Origin of the sequence: Indolivaga capnocytophagoides, assembly GCF_036511535.1 — a bacterium.
In the GTDB taxonomy this organism is placed as follows: domain Bacteria; phylum Bacteroidota; class Bacteroidia; order Bacteroidales; family Dysgonomonadaceae; genus Dysgonomonas_A; species Dysgonomonas_A capnocytophagoides.
Genome location: NZ_AP028867.1, coordinates 1,344,844 through 1,363,865, shown reverse-complemented (window position 1 = coordinate 1,363,865; position 19,022 = coordinate 1,344,844). Strand labels below are relative to the sequence as shown.

Here is a 19,022-nt window from a genome sequence, read left to right as displayed (position 1 = left end):
ATCACATAAGTGAAAGAAAAATAATATGTTATGAAAACAAAAATATTATCGGCGGCCTTATTGTCTGTACTTCTGACGATGCCTGCCTGCACCGACCTCGATGAAAAATTATACGATAAGGTTACTACTGATGATTATGGCAAAACTGCTGCCGAGATACAGACTATTGTAGGTGGGGCATATGCCACCTTGCGAGGATTTAACGATACGGACAAAGGGGGTACAATCTGTTATCCTACATGCGAGTATGTATTCTTTCTGAGCGAATGTGCTTCTGATGATGCGACTATTCCTACAAGGGGAACAGACTGGTATGATGGCGGACGCTATGAGCAGATACAGCGTCATACGTGGGATGCAAAGAATGTAATGATACTTAGTGCCTGGAAGTATAGTTTTCAGGGTATAGCTAATATCAATTCTATAATTTATCAGGTCGATCAATCTAAATTGACAGAGGAAGATAAGGATAAGGTGAAAGCTGAGTTAAGAGGACTTCGGGCATATTATTATTACCAGCTTCTGGATCAGTTTGGCAGTGTGCCTATTGTTACGAGTTTTGAACAATCGGAATTGCCAGCCAAATCGACAAGAGCCGAAGTGTTCAAATTTGTAGAAGACGAGTTGACAGGTATAATGGATAAGCTGCCTTCGGGTGTTCGCTACGGAGGTTTTACTCAGAATGTAGCAAATAGCCTTTTGGCCAGATTATATCTTAATGCTGAAGTATATACCGGAACTCCCCGTTGGCAGGATTGTATGAATGCAGCTGAGAAGGTGAGCGGTTATGTGTTGGAACCTGACTATTTTACAAGTTTCAAGACGGAGAATCAAGTATCGAGGGAGATAATTTTTGCTATTCCATACGATCATAAAGAAGGGACTGTAGGAAATTATCTGGCTTCAATGACATTTCATTACAATCAGAAATACGCATTTTCGGCAACAGGTACTTATCCGTGGTGCGGCAACGGTATTTCCGCACAACCGGGATTGTATTCGTCATTTGATGAAAATGATGTACGCCGTAAATCTTTATTAATTGGTGAGCAAATCAATATGGCTACAGGATCGGTGGTAATGATGGATAATGGTAATCCGTTGATTTATACCGAAGAAATTTCGAAATTTTCCAATGCCTTGCAGAATGAGGGAGCTCGTTTATATAAATATGAAGTACAGGCCAATGATCAATGGGAACGTGACAATGACTGGGTACTGATCAGATATGCTGAGATATTGATGATGAAAGCGGAAGCTTCTTTTCGTATGGGCTTTACGGGTAATGCCCTCACTTTTATAAATGAAGTAAGAAACAGAGCCGGTTTGGAAAGTTTGACATCCGTAACCGAAGAGGCATTGGACAATGAATGGAGACACGAGTTTGTTTTCGAAGGATTGAGACGGACTACCAATATTCGTTTCGGTACATTCTTCAAATCGTGGTGGGAGAAAGGTGTGGATGCCGGAGCCGATAAAAAGCGGACAGGAGTATTTCCTATCCCTCAGGATGTGCTGGATTTGAATCCTAAGTTGGAGCAAAACCCAGATTATAAGTAAGGTCTTTTATCTATACAGAAAGGTTAATGTACCAATAATAAAGGTGAAAAATGAGCATAAAACGTGTAACCATTGTAACCTTTTGGGGTTTCTGCAGGGGCGACTTTCAATTCGCCCCTACAAGACCGGCTATCTGGCTTAAAGGTAAAAGTATTAACCTAAAAGTGTACCTGAAATATGTAACTTTTGTAACTTTTTTTGGATAAATCCGATTGAAAATATTTATCAAAATAAGAATAGGTCTGAGACCTTAAGATGAAATTTGTATGAAAAAAATTATCTTTTTACTATTATCCGGAATACCTCTTTTCTTAAGCGGATGTGATGGAAGAGACGATCTGCCCATAATAAAAAATGATAAGGTAGAGGAGTTCAGTCCGGTTCCTGTTTCGAAGACCAATCCGATGAAATTGTATGTTCATTATATGCCTTGGTTCGAATCGAAAGAGACAAATAACGGAACTTGGGGACAGCATTGGACGATGGCTAATAAAAATCCCGATGAGGTTTCATCTGATGGAAAACGGCAGATCGCTTCATTTTATTATCCGTTGATAGGACCTTATGCATCGAGCGATCAGGATGTGATTGAATATCATTTGCTGTTGATGAAGTATTCAGGCATTGACGGTATACTTATCGATTGGTACGGCACACGTGATTTATGGGACTATGCTTCCAACCGAAAGAATACCGAAGCGGTAGTAAAAGCATTGGACAAAGTGGGGCTTGATTTTGCAATAGTATATGAAGACCAGACTCTGCGTGAAAATTTGCAGGATGCCGAAAAAGTAACTCAGGCAAAAGCCGATATGAAGTATCTCGAAACAAATTTTTTTTCGAAAGAGAACTATATCAAGGTAGGGCAGAAACCGTTACTGATGATCTTTGGACCACAGGAAATTAAGAAACCCCAAGATTGGACTTCCATATTTGCGGATTTAAAGACGAACCCCGAGTTTATAACCCTGTATGGTCATTCCGCAGGTGCTGTTAATGACGATACTCATAAAAACTCATCCGGTGAATATATCTGGGTTGATGCAACTTCTATGGAAACCAAATACGCCGATAAGGGTAAGTACGACTTATTTATTGGAGGTGCATATCCCGGATTTGATGCCTTTTACAAAGATGGAGGATGGGGTGAAAATCCATTGGGTAAAATAGGATATGCCAATGGCGATACATTCCGTAACCTTCTAAATATGGCAAAAGATAATAAAGTAGATTATCTACAGCTTATCACATGGAATGACTTTGGTGAGGGAACTATGATAGAACCTACTGTAGAGTTTAAATATACATTTCTGAATTCGTTGCAATCTTTTGCCGGATTGAAGTATAATACAGAAATCCTTGAAAATATATATAAATTATATACTCTCAGAAAGGCATATCCGAATGATGCGAAGATTCAGAATAAGCTGACTCAGGCTTTTTATTATTTAGTGTCTTTGCAGGAAGATAAAGCCCGATCATTGTTGAACGAAATAGAAATCAAATAAATAATAGATTATGAAATACTTATTGATGTATATTCTTCCTGTTTTTCTTTGCCTTGCTTCATGTGCAGAAAGTAAAGATTTGACGGTAAACTCGCCCGATGGGAGTATTCACCTTCAGGTAGGTGAAGAAAACGGAAGAATATACTATACTGTAAACAAACAAAAACAACAAGTTCTTGATAAATCTTTCTTGGGTTTTGAACTGCAATCGGGAATATTGGATCAGAATCTCAAGATAAAAGATATAAAGCACAGTAAATTTCACGAAACATGGGATCAGATATGGGGTGAAGAAATCACTGTGGATAATACTTATAATCAATTGTCGGTGGATGTTGAAGAATCGGATGGATTGAAAAGACAATTTTCTATTGTATTCCGTATTTTCAATGACGGAATAGGATTCAGATATGTTTTTCCCGAACAGGAAAATCTCAAGGATTTTGTTATAATGGATGAACTGACGGAGTTTGCTTTGAAAGAAGAAGCCACTGCATGGTCTATCCCGACAAATCATACTCAATATTTCGAAAATCTGTATAAACCGTCGGCTTTGTCTGAAATAGATACGGTATGTACTCCGTTGACAATGAAAACGAAAAGCGGTTTGTATCTTGCTATACACGAAGCTAATCTGACGGATTACGCAGGTTTGAATCTTACTTCGGTAAATCATACAACACGGCTTAAAGCAGATCTTACGCCTTGGTCAACAGGAGAGAAGGCGTTTATGAAAACTCCCTGTGTGACCCCCTGGCGGACAATGATTATTGCCGATAAACCGGGAGACCTGATTTTGTCGAGATTGATGCTGAATCTGAATGAACCTTGTAAGATAGAAGATGTGTCGTGGATAAAGCCCGGCAGATATATCGGTATCTGGTGGGGAATGCACATGGAAAAATATACATGGGGGCAGGGAGCTAAGCATGGAGCAACTACTCAGAATACAATGCGCTATATTGATTTTGCAGCCGAGCATCATTTTTCCGGAGTATTGGTTGAGGGGTGGAATTACGGTTGGGATGGAGATTGGGTGAAAAACGGCTATAACTTTTCATTTACAAAGCCTTTTCCTGATTTTGATATTAAGAAGATAACCGAATATGCAAAGCAAAAGGGGGTAAATTTGATCGGCCATCACGAAACAGGCGGTTGGACAAAAAACTATGAGAGCCAGCTAGATAGTGCATTCGCTTTGTATCAAAAGTATGGGGTAAATACTGTAAAGACGGGATATGTAAATCCTCTATTGGATGGAAAAGAACGTCATAGTAGTCAATACGGAGTCCGCCATTACCGTAAAGTAATAGAAACGGCAGCTAAGTATCATATAATGATAGACAATCATGAGCCGGCCATGCCTACGGGAATACAGCGTACATGGCCTAATCTGATGACTCAGGAAGGACTGAGAGGACAGGAATATGATGCTTGGTCAAGGGATGGAGGAAATCCTCCGGAACATACTACTATTATACCATTTACCAGAGGATTAGCGGGTCCGATGGATTTTACACCGGGAACATTTAATTTCGAGAATCCGGTTTATCCTGAAACTCATGTCCAAACAACGCTTGCGAAACAATTGGCTTTGTTTGTGGTAATATACAGTCCGCTTCAGATGGCATCGGATATGATTGAAAACTATGAGAATAATCCCGCTTTCGGTTTCATTACTTCTTGCCCTGTCAATTGGTCTAAAACAGAGGTTCCTGATGCGGAGATAGGGGAGTATGTGACTATTGCCAGAAAAGACAGAGACAGCGAAAATTGGTTTGTTGGCAGTATTACGAATGCTCAAGGCCGAAATCTTAACCTGTCTTTAAATTTTCTTGATAAAGGTGTTAAATATAAGGCTGTTATATTCAGAGATGGAGATAACGCCGATTATAAAAAGAATCCCTATGAGGTTGAGATTGAAGAGAAGCAAGTTACTTCAGAAACTATTCTTGATTTGAGATTAGCATCGGGCGGAGGAACAGCTATGCGCATTGAAAAGTTATAAATTTAGATTACCTGCGGTTATATGCCGCAGGTAATCTTGTTTCTTTTCTTTTAGATTATATTTTTTGTTATAATAGGCTGTTAATATTATGATTACAAAGCCAATAAATAGGTCCGAGACCTTATTTACCTTTCTGTTGGCGTTCAAATTCTTTAGGAGTCATTCCATATTGAGAACTGAACAATTTTGTAAAATAAGACGGGGAATTGATTCCTACAAGGTAGCATACTTCATTGATACGGTGTTCGCCATCCTGAATTATCTGTGCTGCTTTTTGCATTCGTACAAGACGTATGAAGTCAACAGGACTCGAATCTGTGACTGCTTTTAGCTTGCGGTGAAGGCTCGAGCGACTGAGTTTCATCAGATCGGCAAGTTTTTCGACATTGAGGTCTGTATCCGTTATGTTTTTATCTATAATATCGATTATACTATTTAAGAATATTTCATCACCCTTGCTCATTCCCGAATGTATCATAGTCAGGAATGGTTTTTTGAGAAATATTTCCATGTCCCGTTTTTTGTTGTTGACGAGTGAGATAATCAAAGTTTCCAGATATGAAAATGAAAATGGTTTTTCGACGTATGCATCAGCACCGAGTTCGAGACCTTTGATTTTACTGCTCAAGTCGTTTTTGGCTGTTAGTAATATGACGATAATATGATTGTATTCGCTGCTCTTTTTGATGTATTTGCAGAGTTCAAAGCCATCCATTTCGGGCATCATTATATCGCTGATTATAATATTGATACTTTTCTTTTTAAGTATAAACTGAGCCTCTTTTCCGTTATCAGCAATTTCTACATTGTAGTTATTCCGGAGTTTATTATACATAAAAAGCTGCATTTCTTTATGATCTTCGACTAATAGTATAGTTTCGGCTGAACTGCTTTTGCGGATTTCATCTTCGGTATGGTCCTCTTCATTTACAATGTGAGATTCAGCAGGAGTATCAATTTCTTCTATTAAGTTTAAGGGAATGTTTAAAGTGAATTTATTCAGATCGTTATCATACTCGTATGTAAGTGTTCCATCGTGCATTTTCACTAAGGACATTGCTAAAGATAAGCCTATGCCTGAGCCGAATGTATTTATACCCGGATTATTGACCTGAAAAAACGGGTCAAATATTTTATCCTTGAACTCCTCGGGAATAGGAGTTCCGTCATTTAAGATTGTGAGTTGTACATTAGCTTCATTTTGATACAAGTTAATTGCGATTATTTGGGACGAATATTTAATCGCATTTGATAAAAGGTTGCTGATTATTTTAGATATAGCATCCTTGTCTATCCTTGCTATTATAGGGTTGTTGTTATCTTTATTGATGGTCAGCTTCTTCTGTTTCAGATTTATTTCTTTTTCGAATTGAATTATAATATTGTCAAGCAGTTGGTTTATATTGATATTCTGAAAATAGGTGTAAAACTTATTGTCGTCAATTTTTCGGAAGTCTAATATTTGGTTGATCAGTTCCAGAAGCTGTTTAGTATTCCGTTCTATAATAGACAAATTGTATCTGACGTCTTCATCTTTTAGATTTAATTCGATAAGAGACTCCAGAGGTCCGTTTATCAGAGTAATGGGAGTACGTATTTCGTGAGCTATATTCGTGAAAAAATTGACTTTAGCTTTATATAGTTCTTTGTCTTTTTCTGCTTCGGACAAAATTCGGGCTTCAGTTGCATCTTTTTCTATACGTTTGCTGTACCATCTCCACCATGTATAGAATATTAGAAATGTGGATAATATGTAAAGGATTCTTGCGATATTGCTAAGCCACCAAGGCGGAGATATTACTATTTCAATGGATGCTCCAGTTTCATTCCATACTCCGTCATTGTTACTTCCTTTTACTTTAAAGGTATAAGTTCCCGGACTGAGGTTAGCATAAGATGCACTGTGGCTGTCTTTTGTATAGATCCATTCTTTGTCAACATTCTCCATTTTGTAAGCGTACATATTTGATTGGGGAGATGTATAACTTAGGGATACGAAGTCGAAGCTGATATTAGACTGGTTGTATTTTAGCTCTAATTTTTGTGCATGTATTATACTTGTACCTGTCGACTCGGAGCTTGAAGGTATGTGATTAACTTCCTTGTTAAATATCGAAAATCTGGTTATATATACTGGTGGAACAAAATTATTGTCTTTGAATTCTTCAGGACGAAAAGCTACTAATCCTTCCATACTGCCGAGGTATAATTTTCCTGAGCGGCTTACAATGCCCGAGTTATAGTTAAATTCTTCGGATAATAGTCCATCGCTTTGAGTATATACTCTGATGTTATGGGTTATAGAATTAAATTTGACCAATCCTTTATTAGTTCCGAACCATAAGTTGTAGTTCTTATCTTCCAGTATTTTGTATGCAATATCATCTGGTAATCCTTCTTTTATAGAATAGGATGTGAATTGTTTTTGTTTCTTGTTAAATTTACAAATTCCACCTCTGTCTGTTGAAAACCAGATTTGTCCTGAGTGGTCTTCTGTAATACTACTTACGGCATTAGAACTGATGCTGTTTGTTTCGCCGTTATTTGTATAATGATGGATCTCGTTTGTCAGAGGATTGTACTGGAAAACTCCCGAACCTAAGCAGGCGACCCATATGAAGCCTTCCGAATCTTCTATTATATTATAGGTGTAGCATAATCCGAATATATCCATGCGCTTGAATTGCATGCTGCCTTTTTCGGCAACAAATACACCCCAAGCGTTACCCAGCCAAACCTTTCCATATCGGTCTTCACAAAGAGCGTATATGCTTTCTTCGTTTATACCGAGCATCTCGGCCGAATAATGCTTTATAGCTCCTGTTTTTTTGTTGATAACATCAAGGCCATCTTTGAAATATCCAACCCATAAGTCGTTATCTTTCATCAGCATGGCTAATGTCTTTTTTCGGCTGCTGTGGGTAATCTGTTTAAACTCTTGTTTTTCTGTATCAAAAGCTATTACCCCGGCATCTTCTGTTCCCAGCCATATCCGGCCGTCGGCATCTTCAGCTATTTCTCGTATGCGCTTAGAGATACTGTTCAGGCTGCTACTGCTGTTTGGAAGATATTTCTCGAAATTATTATGGCTGTTTGGTAGATAGTTTACTCCCCCAAAATTGGTTCCCACCCATATTCCTCCTTCTTTGTCTTTATATATTTTTTCTATAATATTGTCAGACAACGAATACTGATTGATCAGATCTTCTTGAGTTTGCTTTATCTTGTTTGTTTTCAAGTTGATTTCGGTAATTCCGTTTTGAGTACCTATCCACAGTACGTCATCAAAAAGTATGATATCTCGGATAATTTTATAATCTACTTGAGGTATATGCATATTGCTAGCATGGTTTTTTCTGGTATCTAATTTCATCAGGCATCCCTCGTGTACACCAATGATCAGATCTTCATTGATATGGCACATTGTATAAATATTTTTGTTCAGCAGAGATTCTCCTCCCTGATTACTTCCATTGTATTGAGTGAAAGAGTCTTTATTCTCATTATATAGGAATACACCCTGTCCGTTGGTACCAATCCAAACACGTCCGTTTTTTTCGATTGATATACATTGTGGATTGGTTTTGCTGGGAGCTAGTTTATTTACTACACTGTATAATTTCAGTATCTTTGAGTCAAGATTAAACTTAAATACTCCTTGATTAGGTACAACTATCCAAATATTATTATTATCGTCTTTTTGTATATCTGCTATCCATTGTGCTATATATTGATTATCTGAGGTTTTACTGTCAAAAGAATGAAAACTTTCGCTGATAGGATCGAATATGAAAACTCCATTATCGGTGCCCACCCATAATTTATGATCTGAATTCTCGAAAAGAGCACTTATATTATTATTGCGCTTATGAGTGGATGAGTCAAAACAATCAAAAATCTTGATAGATGTACCATCGTACCTATTCAGTTTATTTCGTGTGCCGAACCACATAAAACCATAACTATCCTGAATAATGGACTTGACATTATTATGAGATAGCCCGTCTTTGCCATTTATATGTACAAAGTAATTGCCAAACGGACTGGCTGTTGTGATGATTAGAAAAAAGGATAGACAAAAACAATAAAAATGTTTCATGGCTGAATTTGATAATCGGTATACAGGCAAATTTAAATATTATAATTTGTACAAATGTCCCGCAAAATATCAAAAATGTAGCATCTTCTTTTGGTGTGGATGCTGATAGAACATCTTTGTTATATTTTGATAAGTTCTTGATAGAACATTTCTGAATCACAAGATACATTTGCTTTTGCCTTATGGTCATTAAAACGACCCAATCTAATATAAATAAAAAATAGGAGGAAAAGCCATGTGAATTTTATTTAAACTAATAACCATGAAAAAGTATCGGAATACCACATTCTTCAGAGTTCCGATTTGTATGAAACATGTTTTCTTAATCTAAAAAAAGCTTTAAAATTTATGTATCAAAGCAAAAACATTAACTACAAACAAAGGATAGTTTCTTTGTTGATTCTATTCTTTATGGCGGGAGGAATATTGCTTGCCCAAAACAGCTCTATAAAAGGAGTGGTCATAGATAAGCAGAATAATGAAACCTTGCCTGGAGTATCTGTTACAGTGAAAGGTACAACCAACGGCACATTATCCGATTTAGACGGTAAATTTGCGATCACTGCAGGCAAAGGAACTACTCTGGTTATAACTTATCTGGGATATGAAACTCAGGAAGTTGCTGTGAGTAATACTTCATCGACAATAAAAATCCAGTTGCTGCCTCAGTCTTTCGATATAGGTGAGGTTACGGTTGTGGGTACCCGAATGAAAAAAAGTGACCTGACAGGCGCTATCGGTGGTATTTCGCAGGAGCAGCTAAAAGAGATTCCGACAACAGATCTGACTACCGCAATGCAGGGTAAAGTTCCCGGGTTAAATATTTCGCGGACAAGTGCTGCGCCGGGGAGTGATATCTCGATGAAAGTACGTGGAACTAATTCAATCAGCTATGGAACTAATCCGGTATTTGTAATAGATGGTATTGTTGCCGAAGAGGGGCTTCGTCTGATTGATCCGAATGAAATAGCCTCGATTGAGGTTTTAAAAGATGCATCTTCTACAGCTCTATACGGATCAAAAGCATCAAATGGTGTAATCGTCATCACTACAAAAAAAGGACGTAAGGGAGAAGGCAAAGTAAATTATAGCGGATTTGTGACATTCAGCAGTTATCAGAACCGCTTGAAAACTCTCGGATCTAAAGATATGATGAATCTTCGTATAGATGCTTATGCAAACGGATATATGGATACTCATCCCGATGCTGATAGGAATGCTTATATTAAAGACTATGTATTAGGTACAAATAAGGTATTTTCGGCCGAAGAACTGGAAAACGGAATGGCAGACCGTACATCTAACTGGATAGACGAAATAACCCGTACCGGAATTGAGCAGAACCATTCGGTGAATTTTTCGGGGGGATCTGACAAATCGACTTACTTCGTGGGGTTTTCTTATTCAAACAATCAAGGCGTTCTTGATAAATCATCCTATGAAAGATTTAACGGAAGAATCAACTTCGAAACACAGGTTAAACCTTGGTTGAAGATAGGTACTAATACCAGTATCTCTCGCGGGATAAAGAATCGTCTCGATGATAATGCTTATGAAACAGCGTTGCTGGGTAATAAAATGCAAAATATAGATACTGATCGTTTGTATATGTATTTTCAGGGGGTTGCCCAGATGGGTAGATACAATCCTATACTGACGAAAGATATTGACAGTAAAGAGATACATGATCGGGTGCTTACAAATAACTTTATCGAAATCAATCCGATAAAAGACCTTTATGTGCGTACTTCTTTATCAGCTGATATTTATAATAAACAAGACAGTAAGTATATACCTAGTTATGTAGGGCAGTCGGTAAGAGATAATAAAGATGGAGAAGGATGGCAATGGCGTGGACAAACTAAGTATTACCAATGGGACAATTCGGTGAGTTACGAAAAAACATTTAATAAAAAACACCGTTTGTTTGGTTTTGTGAGTACCAGTATTTCTAAAACCCTAAGCAATAATATTAGTATGTCGGGATATAAATTCGCTTCGGATGATTTGGGCTCTAATAATATGGGAATGGCCGGCGATAAAGAGAAGAACAGCATGAGTTCTGACTATAAAACCAATACACTGATTTCTTATATTGCACGTGCCAATTATTCGTATGAATACAAATATCAGTTGACTGCAACAGTACGTCGCGACGGTAGTTCTAAATTTGCCGATGGACAACGTTGGGGAACATTCCCTTCTGTTTCTGCCGCATGGACGATCTCAGAGGAGGAGTTTCTGAAAAATGCAAATTTGGGCTGGCTGGATATCCTAAAGCTTAGAATCGGATACGGCGTGTTAGGTAACCAGAATATACCCGAATACGGATACACAACCATTTACAGTCCGGGGTTTGTGAATAACGATATCAAATTGGATCCCGAAGACGGACGATATGGTAATAAAGGCATCACTTGGGAGAAACAAAAACAATGGAACTTCGGGTTAGATGCTACACTGTGGAACGACCGTATTACGCTCGGACTTGATTACTTCTCGATGGTAAACAGCGACTTGCTGATGAAAATGAGCTATTGGCCGTCATTCGGATATAGTTACCAGATAGCTAACGTTGCAGAATTGCAAAATAAAGGAATAGAATTTAGTGTTTCTGCTCAAATGGTTAAATCTAAAGATTGGAATTGGTCGGTGAGCGGTAATATTGCACATGACAAAAACAAAATCAAAAAACTGTTTGGCGGTGTAGATGTCTTATGGAATGGCGGTAATGTCAAATCCCGAGATGGTAATCTCTTTGTTGGTCAGTCTCTTAATACATTATGGGGATATAAAGTCAACCGTTTAGCTCAGGAATCGGATATGTCAATGGTCAATGGCTGGACAAGTATTGTTGATGGTAAAGTAATTCGTCCCGGGGATTTATTACCGGAAGATATCAACAAGGATGGAAAAATAACGGCAGAAGACGATATGACCATTCTGGGGAAAACAGACCCTAAATTTTATGGAGGGTTCTCTACGAACCTTAATTATAGAGACTTCTACTTCGATGCTGTATTTACTTATTCTTATGGTATTAAGAAATTTGACTGGATTTATGAGTATCTAATGAGTGATGCAACAATCTCTCCTGCTCATGAAGACATGTTGAAACGCTGGACACCCGAAAATACCAATACTTCAATACCTCGTGCTTATCATGGTGATGGACAAAACCGCTTCTCTTATGGTGAAACAAGTTATGGTTTGATGAATGCTTCATTCTTGCGTTGTGCAACTATGTCTTTGACATATAAAGTCCCAAAATATTTGATTGGTAAATACTTTGACAATATAAGTGTTACAGCTTCCGGTAATAATTTATTTACAATCACACCTTACAAAGGATATGATCCCGAATCGGGACAGGGCTATCCATTATCCCGCAGTTTTACCTTCGGGCTGAATGTTGGTTTTTAATGACGAAGCACAACCAGAGTAAAATAAAAAAGATTTCAATATGAAAATAAATAAAATAGTCTTTTCCTTATTAATAGGGACAGCATTACTAACATCATCTTGTTCCGATTTTCTGGATCAGGATCCTGAATCGAAATTACCTAATACAACTGTTTTTTCGAATCCTAAATTAACCAATGCACACTTGTTAGGTATTTACGGTATATGGCGTGACGGACACAAAGGACGTGCCGATTTATTCTATGGTACCGATGAAGGTATTGTCGGAGGCATCCAACGTGAGAACTCCGAAAGGCGTGGACTTGATGAATATTCCGATGGTATGAACAGTACTAACGGGCAGATCAGAGGTATCTGGACAAATCGTTATCAGATAATCTCCCGTTCGGCAGAAGCGATTTCCATTCTCAAGAAGAACGTAAGTCTGGGAGATCCTGATCTTATACGTTATTTAGGCGAATATTGTTTTTTGCGCGCTCAGAGCTTATGGGAACTTACCATGCTTTTCGGTGCCGTTCCGGTATATGATGACGATAAACCCGAGTACGGTGGATTTCGTCAGCCGGTTGATGTTGTTTATGCAAATATTGTAGAAGATCTGCTTCTTGCGGAACAATATCTGCCCGACCCAAAAGACGTTACCGATTTGGGGCGGGTTAGTAAATCATTGGCTCAGGCATATCTGGGTAAAGTTTATCTGTATGCTCCCGAAACTTCAGGTTACAGAGATTATCTAAAAGCAGCCGAATACTTTAAAAAAGTGTATGAGAATCCTTATTTCGGAGGAACCGGTTCATCTAATTTCAAAACAATATTTGATGCCTATTCCGAGAATACAGCTGATTACCGCAAAGAAATGGTATATGCATTTCAATACAATGTAGGATGGCCTAACAATTGTGGAACAGAGTGGGAAGTTGGTTCACGAGCTGTAGCTAATATGACACCTGATATTGGAGAGGCAATGGCTCCGTGGAGTGGTTTTGACGCATGGCTTCCTTCCGAATATGCTTATAAAATGCAAAAAGACGGAGGTGTTTGGGAAGAAGGAGACGTACGAAGAGACGAAAGTGTTCGTATCGATTTCAGATGGAAAAATTACGAACCTAATTTACTTGGTTATGGATGGGGAGATGAACTCGAACCTCATATCAAAAAATACGAAGATCCTCGTACTGTGGATAAAGGGCAGAATACATGGCACTCGGGAAAGAGTATTCCTTTTATCCGCTTCAGTGATGTTGTGCTTAATTATGCAGAGTGTCTTTATATGACAGGTAAGCAAGGCGAAGCTATCAATATGATAAATAATGTAGTGCGTACACGGGCTTTCGGCGGAGCTTTGCCGGCTGACAAAAAATGGTCGGCTGGTATGGGTAAGGAAGATTTTATTAAGAACCTGATGGATGAACGTATCCGTGAACTTTGTTTTGAAGGATGGCGTAAGTACGACTTACTCAGAACTGGTTTATTGATAGAATATGCTGAAAAGAGAAATAGATGGCTCATTGGAGGTACATGGGTTAATAGTTTCGGCGATAAGAAGGATGCCGGAGCTCCCAATAAAAAGATACAGCCTTATAAATTATTGTGGCCTATTCCGTTAGATGAATTGAGACAAAATCCGGATCTGACATTAGAAGATCAAAACCCTGGGTATAATAGCTAATTAAATAAATTGTGACTCAGCCTGATATCGGATATTGTTCGATATCAGGCTACTAATATTTCTAAGAAAGATATGTCAAGATTATTTATAACCTCTAAGATAATGTCATTGTGCGTAATTGGATTGTGTCTGGTATCTCAGAATATGGTTGCTGCCGATGCCAAAGAAATCAATTCCGGGAAATGGAAAATAGCCTATAACGAGAAAACGAGGGCTTTGGATTATTCATACAATGGGCAAATTATATTATCGAATGTCTCTGTGAGAGCAAAAATTGTAAATGATACAATTAAGAGTTCCGATTATGTTGCTGTCGTATTGAAAAAAGAAGCTGTTTCTGATCAGTTCGGTAATGGAGAAAAATATACTTTTACTTATTCGGGAGAGGGTAACAAGCCCTCGATAGATCAGGCATTTTATTTTTATCCCGGTTATCAGTATTTGCTGACCGAAGCATCTATTCTAGCGCAGACTGAAACATCGAGCAATTATATTGCACCTGTCTATACTACCGCAGATAATGAATTCCTCCCATCGGATGCCGCTAACAGAATATTGAGAGTGCCTTTCGATAATGATGGATTCGTACGGTATTTGTCATCTCCTTTCAATGTTTCCGATGTATCGTTTGAGGTTACATCTATTTTCAATGGAGGTAACCGCAAAGCATTGGTAATAGGATCTGTAGAACATGACACATGGAAAACCGGTATTGCTTATACTGTGAAAAATCATAATAATCTCTCTAAACTTGAATGTTACGGAGGAGTGGTGCACGAATTAACTAGGGATATTCCGACAAACGGAACTCCTTCTGCCATACATGGGAGCATAAAAGGTAAAAGTATGAAATCGCCTAAAATAATGTTAGGATTATTTGACGATTGGCGTGAAGGTTTAGAAGAATACGGTGCAGCCAATGCTTTGATAGCTCCTCCCAGAAAATGGAAGGCTGGTACACCGTTCGGTTGGAATAGTTGGGCTGCAATGGCCGAAAAGGTAAATTACGAAGGGGCGGTTGATGTCGCCGATTTTATAAAGAAAGATCTTCAGCCGAATAATTTTCAGAATAACAATACCGTATTTATAGGTTTGGATTCGTTCTGGGATAATTTTTCGGATGACCAGTTGAGGAAGTTTGTTGAAAATTGTACGAAGAACGGACAGCAAGCTGGTATCTATTGGTGTCCGTTTTCTGATTGGTGGGGCGATGGAGAGCGCAATGTTGAGGGTACAGCGGGAGAATGGAAATACAAAGACCTGTATCTGTATCGTAACGGTCAACCCCGAAAAATAGCATCGCTGGCTTTAGATCCGACTCACCCCGGAACTAAAAAGCTGCAGGAACATTATATCAACCGATTCAAAGCTCTGGGCTTTAAATATATTAAACTCGACTTTATCAATAATGCGACTCTGGAAGCTGATTCGTTTTATAATCCCAAGGTAACGACCGGAGTACAGGCTTATAACGAAGGAATGTCATATTTGATGAGTCTTTGCGGCGAAGACATGTTCACAGCGTTGTCCATTGCACCGATGTTTCCGTCTCAATACGGCAATTCGAGGCGTATAAGCTGTGATACATGGGGTGCTATGCATGAAAATGATTGGGGATCAACCGGATATATGCTCAATAGCTTGTCGTTTGGGTGGTGGCTCGACAGAGTGTATACATTTAATGATGCCGATCACATATTACTTTATAAACCTTCGGAGGCGAATGATTATAAAGAGGGGGCTAACCGGGCACGTGTAACATCAGCAGTCATTACCGGAATATACATGCTGGGGGATAATTTCAGTATGAAAGGTTCTTTTCAGGGAGAATATGAAGCACGTGTAAAAGCTAAGCAATTTGTGACTAATAAAGACATAAATGATATAGCCCGTATCGGAAAATCGTTTGCTCCGGTCGAAGGATATAAAGCGGTTTCGGCTGACCGTTCGGAAAATTTTTTCGTATATGAGACTGATATCTATTTGTATTTTGTTGCATTTAATTTTGATGCAGATAAAGAACTGAAAGGTACTGTTCCTTTATCTCGACTGACTGCTCAGGTTGATAAATATACCGCACTGAAAGAGTTGTGGAGTGGTAAAACGTCGTCTGTAAGTAATAAATCGATAACCTATTCTGTTGCACCGAAAGATGTTCAGGTATTCCGTGCAGAGAAAAGTGAAATTGCAGGAATCGGAGATGATGTCATTTGCAAGCAGGGTGATCTGTTGTCGTTTGTTGATGTTGATTCCAACCTGATTATAGAAAGTACGGAAATGTTGAAATCTTTAAATATTTATTCGCTCCATGGATCTTTGATTCTTAACCGGACTTTGACCAGCACAGACAATTATTCTGTAAGTGTAAAGGATTTTCCGAAAGGGGCTTACATCCTAAATGTTTTTACTGATAGCGGTAAAAACATTCAGTCGAAGTTTGTGAGATAGGCTCAAAGAGAGTAGATTCTATTAATAAACCGACAGAATTTTGTAAAAAGATTCCGTTAGTAAACTTATTGTTTTATGAAATATATATTATTTAGTTTTATTTGTTTGCTGTTTGTTTGTCCGGAAGTATCTGCACAATCAAAACAGATTATTCAGGTCGAGACCGATAATCACAGTATGATATTCAGTGCAGTACCCAACGAGAAAGTCGTGTTTTTATATTGGGGAGATAAACTGGCAGATGTGAAACCTTTTATGAGTAAAGGATTTAAAGGTCAACCTGATACGAGTGATGAGTTGGTTACCCAGCTATATCCTTCTTATGGAGGACGATTTTATCTGAATCCGGCACTTAAATTAACTCACGAAGATGGAGTATTGACGACTGAATTGATATATGTTTCGTCCGAATCCAAAAATATAGACAGCAACCGTACCGAAACGGTTATTCACTTGAAAGACAAATTATATCCCGTTTTTGTTGATGTGCGCTTCATTGCATACAAAAAGGAAAATATTATAGCACAATCGGTTGTAATTTCTCATAATGAAAATAAAGCTATAAAGGTCGAAAATCTGGCTTCGTCATATATCCCTATTCATCGCGAATCTTATTATCTTACCCATTTTCATGGAACATGGGCAGCCGAAATGCAGGTTGAAGAAGAAAAACTGACTCATGGTACTAAAGTAATTGAAACTAAAAAAGGTGTACGTGCCACACAGTCAGAAAGTCCTTCTTTCCTATTGTCGTCAAATGCTCCGGGCTCTGAGAATACTGGCGAAGTATTCGCCGGATCTTTGGCTTGGTCTGGCAATTATAGACTTTCGTTCGAAGTGGATGAAACCGGAACTTTGAATATCATAAGCGGCATGAATCCGTTTGCTGCCACTTATAATCTGGAAGCAGGCAGAAAATTGGAATCTCCTCAAATGATACTTACTTACAGTTCATCCGGTAAAGGGCCGATTTCTCGTAATTATCACGATTGGACTCGTAAATATGCAATGATACACGGTGATCAGCTTCATCCGATTATACTCAACAGCTGGGAAGGGGCGTACTTTGATTTCAATGAGAAAACAATCACTACCATGATTGATAATGCGGCCAAATTTGGTGTTGAAATGTTTGTACTTGATGATGGCTGGTTCGGAAACAAATATCCGCGTAACGGAGACAATGCCGGACTTGGAGACTGGCAGACCAACGTGAAAAAATTACCTAAAGGTATACGATATCTGGCTGATTATGCAGTTAATAAAGGATTGAAATTCGGAATCTGGATCGAACCCGAAATGGTAAATCCTAAAAGCGAACTTGCCGAAAAACATCCCGAATGGATAGTTCAAAGCGGTAAACGGGATATACTCCCGATGCGCAACCAATGGCTGTTGGATTTAAGTAATCCTCAGGTTCAGGATTTCGTATTAAAAACATTTGAAGATGTGGTTGCTTTGTCTCCTAATATCAGCTATATAAAATGGGATGCAAACAGGCATGCCGATAATGTAGGCTCCACTTATTTATCGGCTGACGATCAGACTCATTTCTGGTACGAGTATGTCAAAGGTCTGTATAATGTATATGAACGTATAAGGGCGAAGTATCCAGATATCCAAATTCAGTTATGCTCTTCGGGCGGCGGTCGTGTCGACTTCGGTGCATTGAGATATCACGATGAATTCTGGGCGAGTGATAATACGAATGCTTTAGACCGGATTTTTATTCAATACGGAACAAATTTGTTTTTTCCGGCTATAGCTACCGGGTCCCATGTATCTACAAGTCCGAATCATCAGACGGGCATGATAACACCGCTTAAATTCCGATTTGATGTTGCCATGTCGGGACGTTTGGGGATGGAGCTTCAACCATCTGATATCACAGGAGATGAATATGCATTTGCAAAAGCGGCTATCAATGATTATAAATTGATACGCCCTATAGTTCAGTTCGGCGATTTGTATCGCTTGGCCTCTCCTTACGGCGATAGCGGATGGGCGTCTCATATGTATGTTTCGAAGGATAAAAAGCAATCAGTGTTATTTGCTTATAGCCTTAAATACCATGGACGTACTACTTATTTCGAAACTAAACTCAGTGGTTTGGATGCTGCTAAGATGTATAAAATAACAGAATTGAATAAAGAAAATAATCATTCGTCTTTTGGTAATGATGGTCAGGTGTTCAGTGGTGATTTTCTGATAAAATCGGGTATCACTCTCAATATAGGCGAACCTTTTAAAAGTTCGGTCTTATTAATTACGGAACAATAAGGTCTCGGACCTATTTGCTTACTATCT

Annotated in this window: 8 protein-coding genes; 7 read left to right on the top strand and 1 reads right to left on the bottom strand. The window is 38.5% G+C overall.

The annotated features are described in order from the left end of the window. The first annotated feature begins 30 nt into the window (after positions 1–30). From AABJ51_RS05600 to AABJ51_RS05590, 3 genes are all read left to right on the top strand, one after another. Positions 31–1,560, top strand: coding sequence for a RagB/SusD family nutrient uptake outer membrane protein (locus AABJ51_RS05600; protein ID WP_338374715.1), 1,530 nt, complete (start codon positions 31–33; stop codon positions 1,558–1,560). Positions 1,561–1,826: 266 nt separating this feature from the next. Continuing rightward, on the top strand, positions 1,827–3,068 hold the full coding sequence (locus tag AABJ51_RS05595) for a glycoside hydrolase family 99 protein (protein WP_338374714.1): 1,242 nt from the start codon (positions 1,827–1,829) through the stop codon (positions 3,066–3,068). Positions 3,069–3,078: 10 nt separating this feature from the next. Continuing rightward, positions 3,079–5,076: a glycoside hydrolase family 97 protein gene (locus AABJ51_RS05590; protein WP_338374713.1), complete on the top strand. Its 1,998-nt coding sequence runs from the start codon at positions 3,079–3,081 to the stop codon at positions 5,074–5,076. A gap of 121 nt (positions 5,077–5,197) precedes the next feature. On the opposite strand, the gene AABJ51_RS05585 is transcribed toward AABJ51_RS05590, so the two are convergent. Beyond that, on the bottom strand, positions 5,198–9,175 hold the full coding sequence (locus tag AABJ51_RS05585) for a two-component regulator propeller domain-containing protein (RefSeq protein ID WP_338374712.1): 3,978 nt from the start codon (positions 9,173–9,175) through the stop codon (positions 5,198–5,200). A gap of 348 nt (positions 9,176–9,523) precedes the next feature. On the opposite strand from AABJ51_RS05585, the gene AABJ51_RS05580 reads away from it, so the two are divergent. From AABJ51_RS05580 to AABJ51_RS05565, 4 genes are all read left to right on the top strand, one after another. Continuing rightward, positions 9,524–12,598, top strand: a complete 3,075-nt coding sequence (locus AABJ51_RS05580) for a SusC/RagA family TonB-linked outer membrane protein (protein ID WP_338374711.1) — start codon at positions 9,524–9,526, stop codon at positions 12,596–12,598. Between the two features lie 40 nt (positions 12,599–12,638). Next, entirely contained in the window at positions 12,639–14,267 is a 1,629-nt protein-coding gene (locus AABJ51_RS05575; RefSeq protein ID WP_338374710.1) for a RagB/SusD family nutrient uptake outer membrane protein, read from the top strand. A 72-nt stretch (positions 14,268–14,339) separates the two neighbouring features. Next, positions 14,340–16,715: a T9SS type A sorting domain-containing protein gene (locus AABJ51_RS05570; RefSeq protein ID WP_338374709.1), complete on the top strand. Its 2,376-nt coding sequence runs from the start codon at positions 14,340–14,342 to the stop codon at positions 16,713–16,715. A 75-nt stretch (positions 16,716–16,790) separates the two neighbouring features. Next, positions 16,791–18,995 (top strand): alpha-galactosidase, encoded by a 2,205-nt coding sequence (locus AABJ51_RS05565; protein ID WP_338374708.1) that lies wholly within the window; start codon positions 16,791–16,793, stop codon positions 18,993–18,995. Positions 18,996–19,022 lie beyond the last annotated feature (27 nt).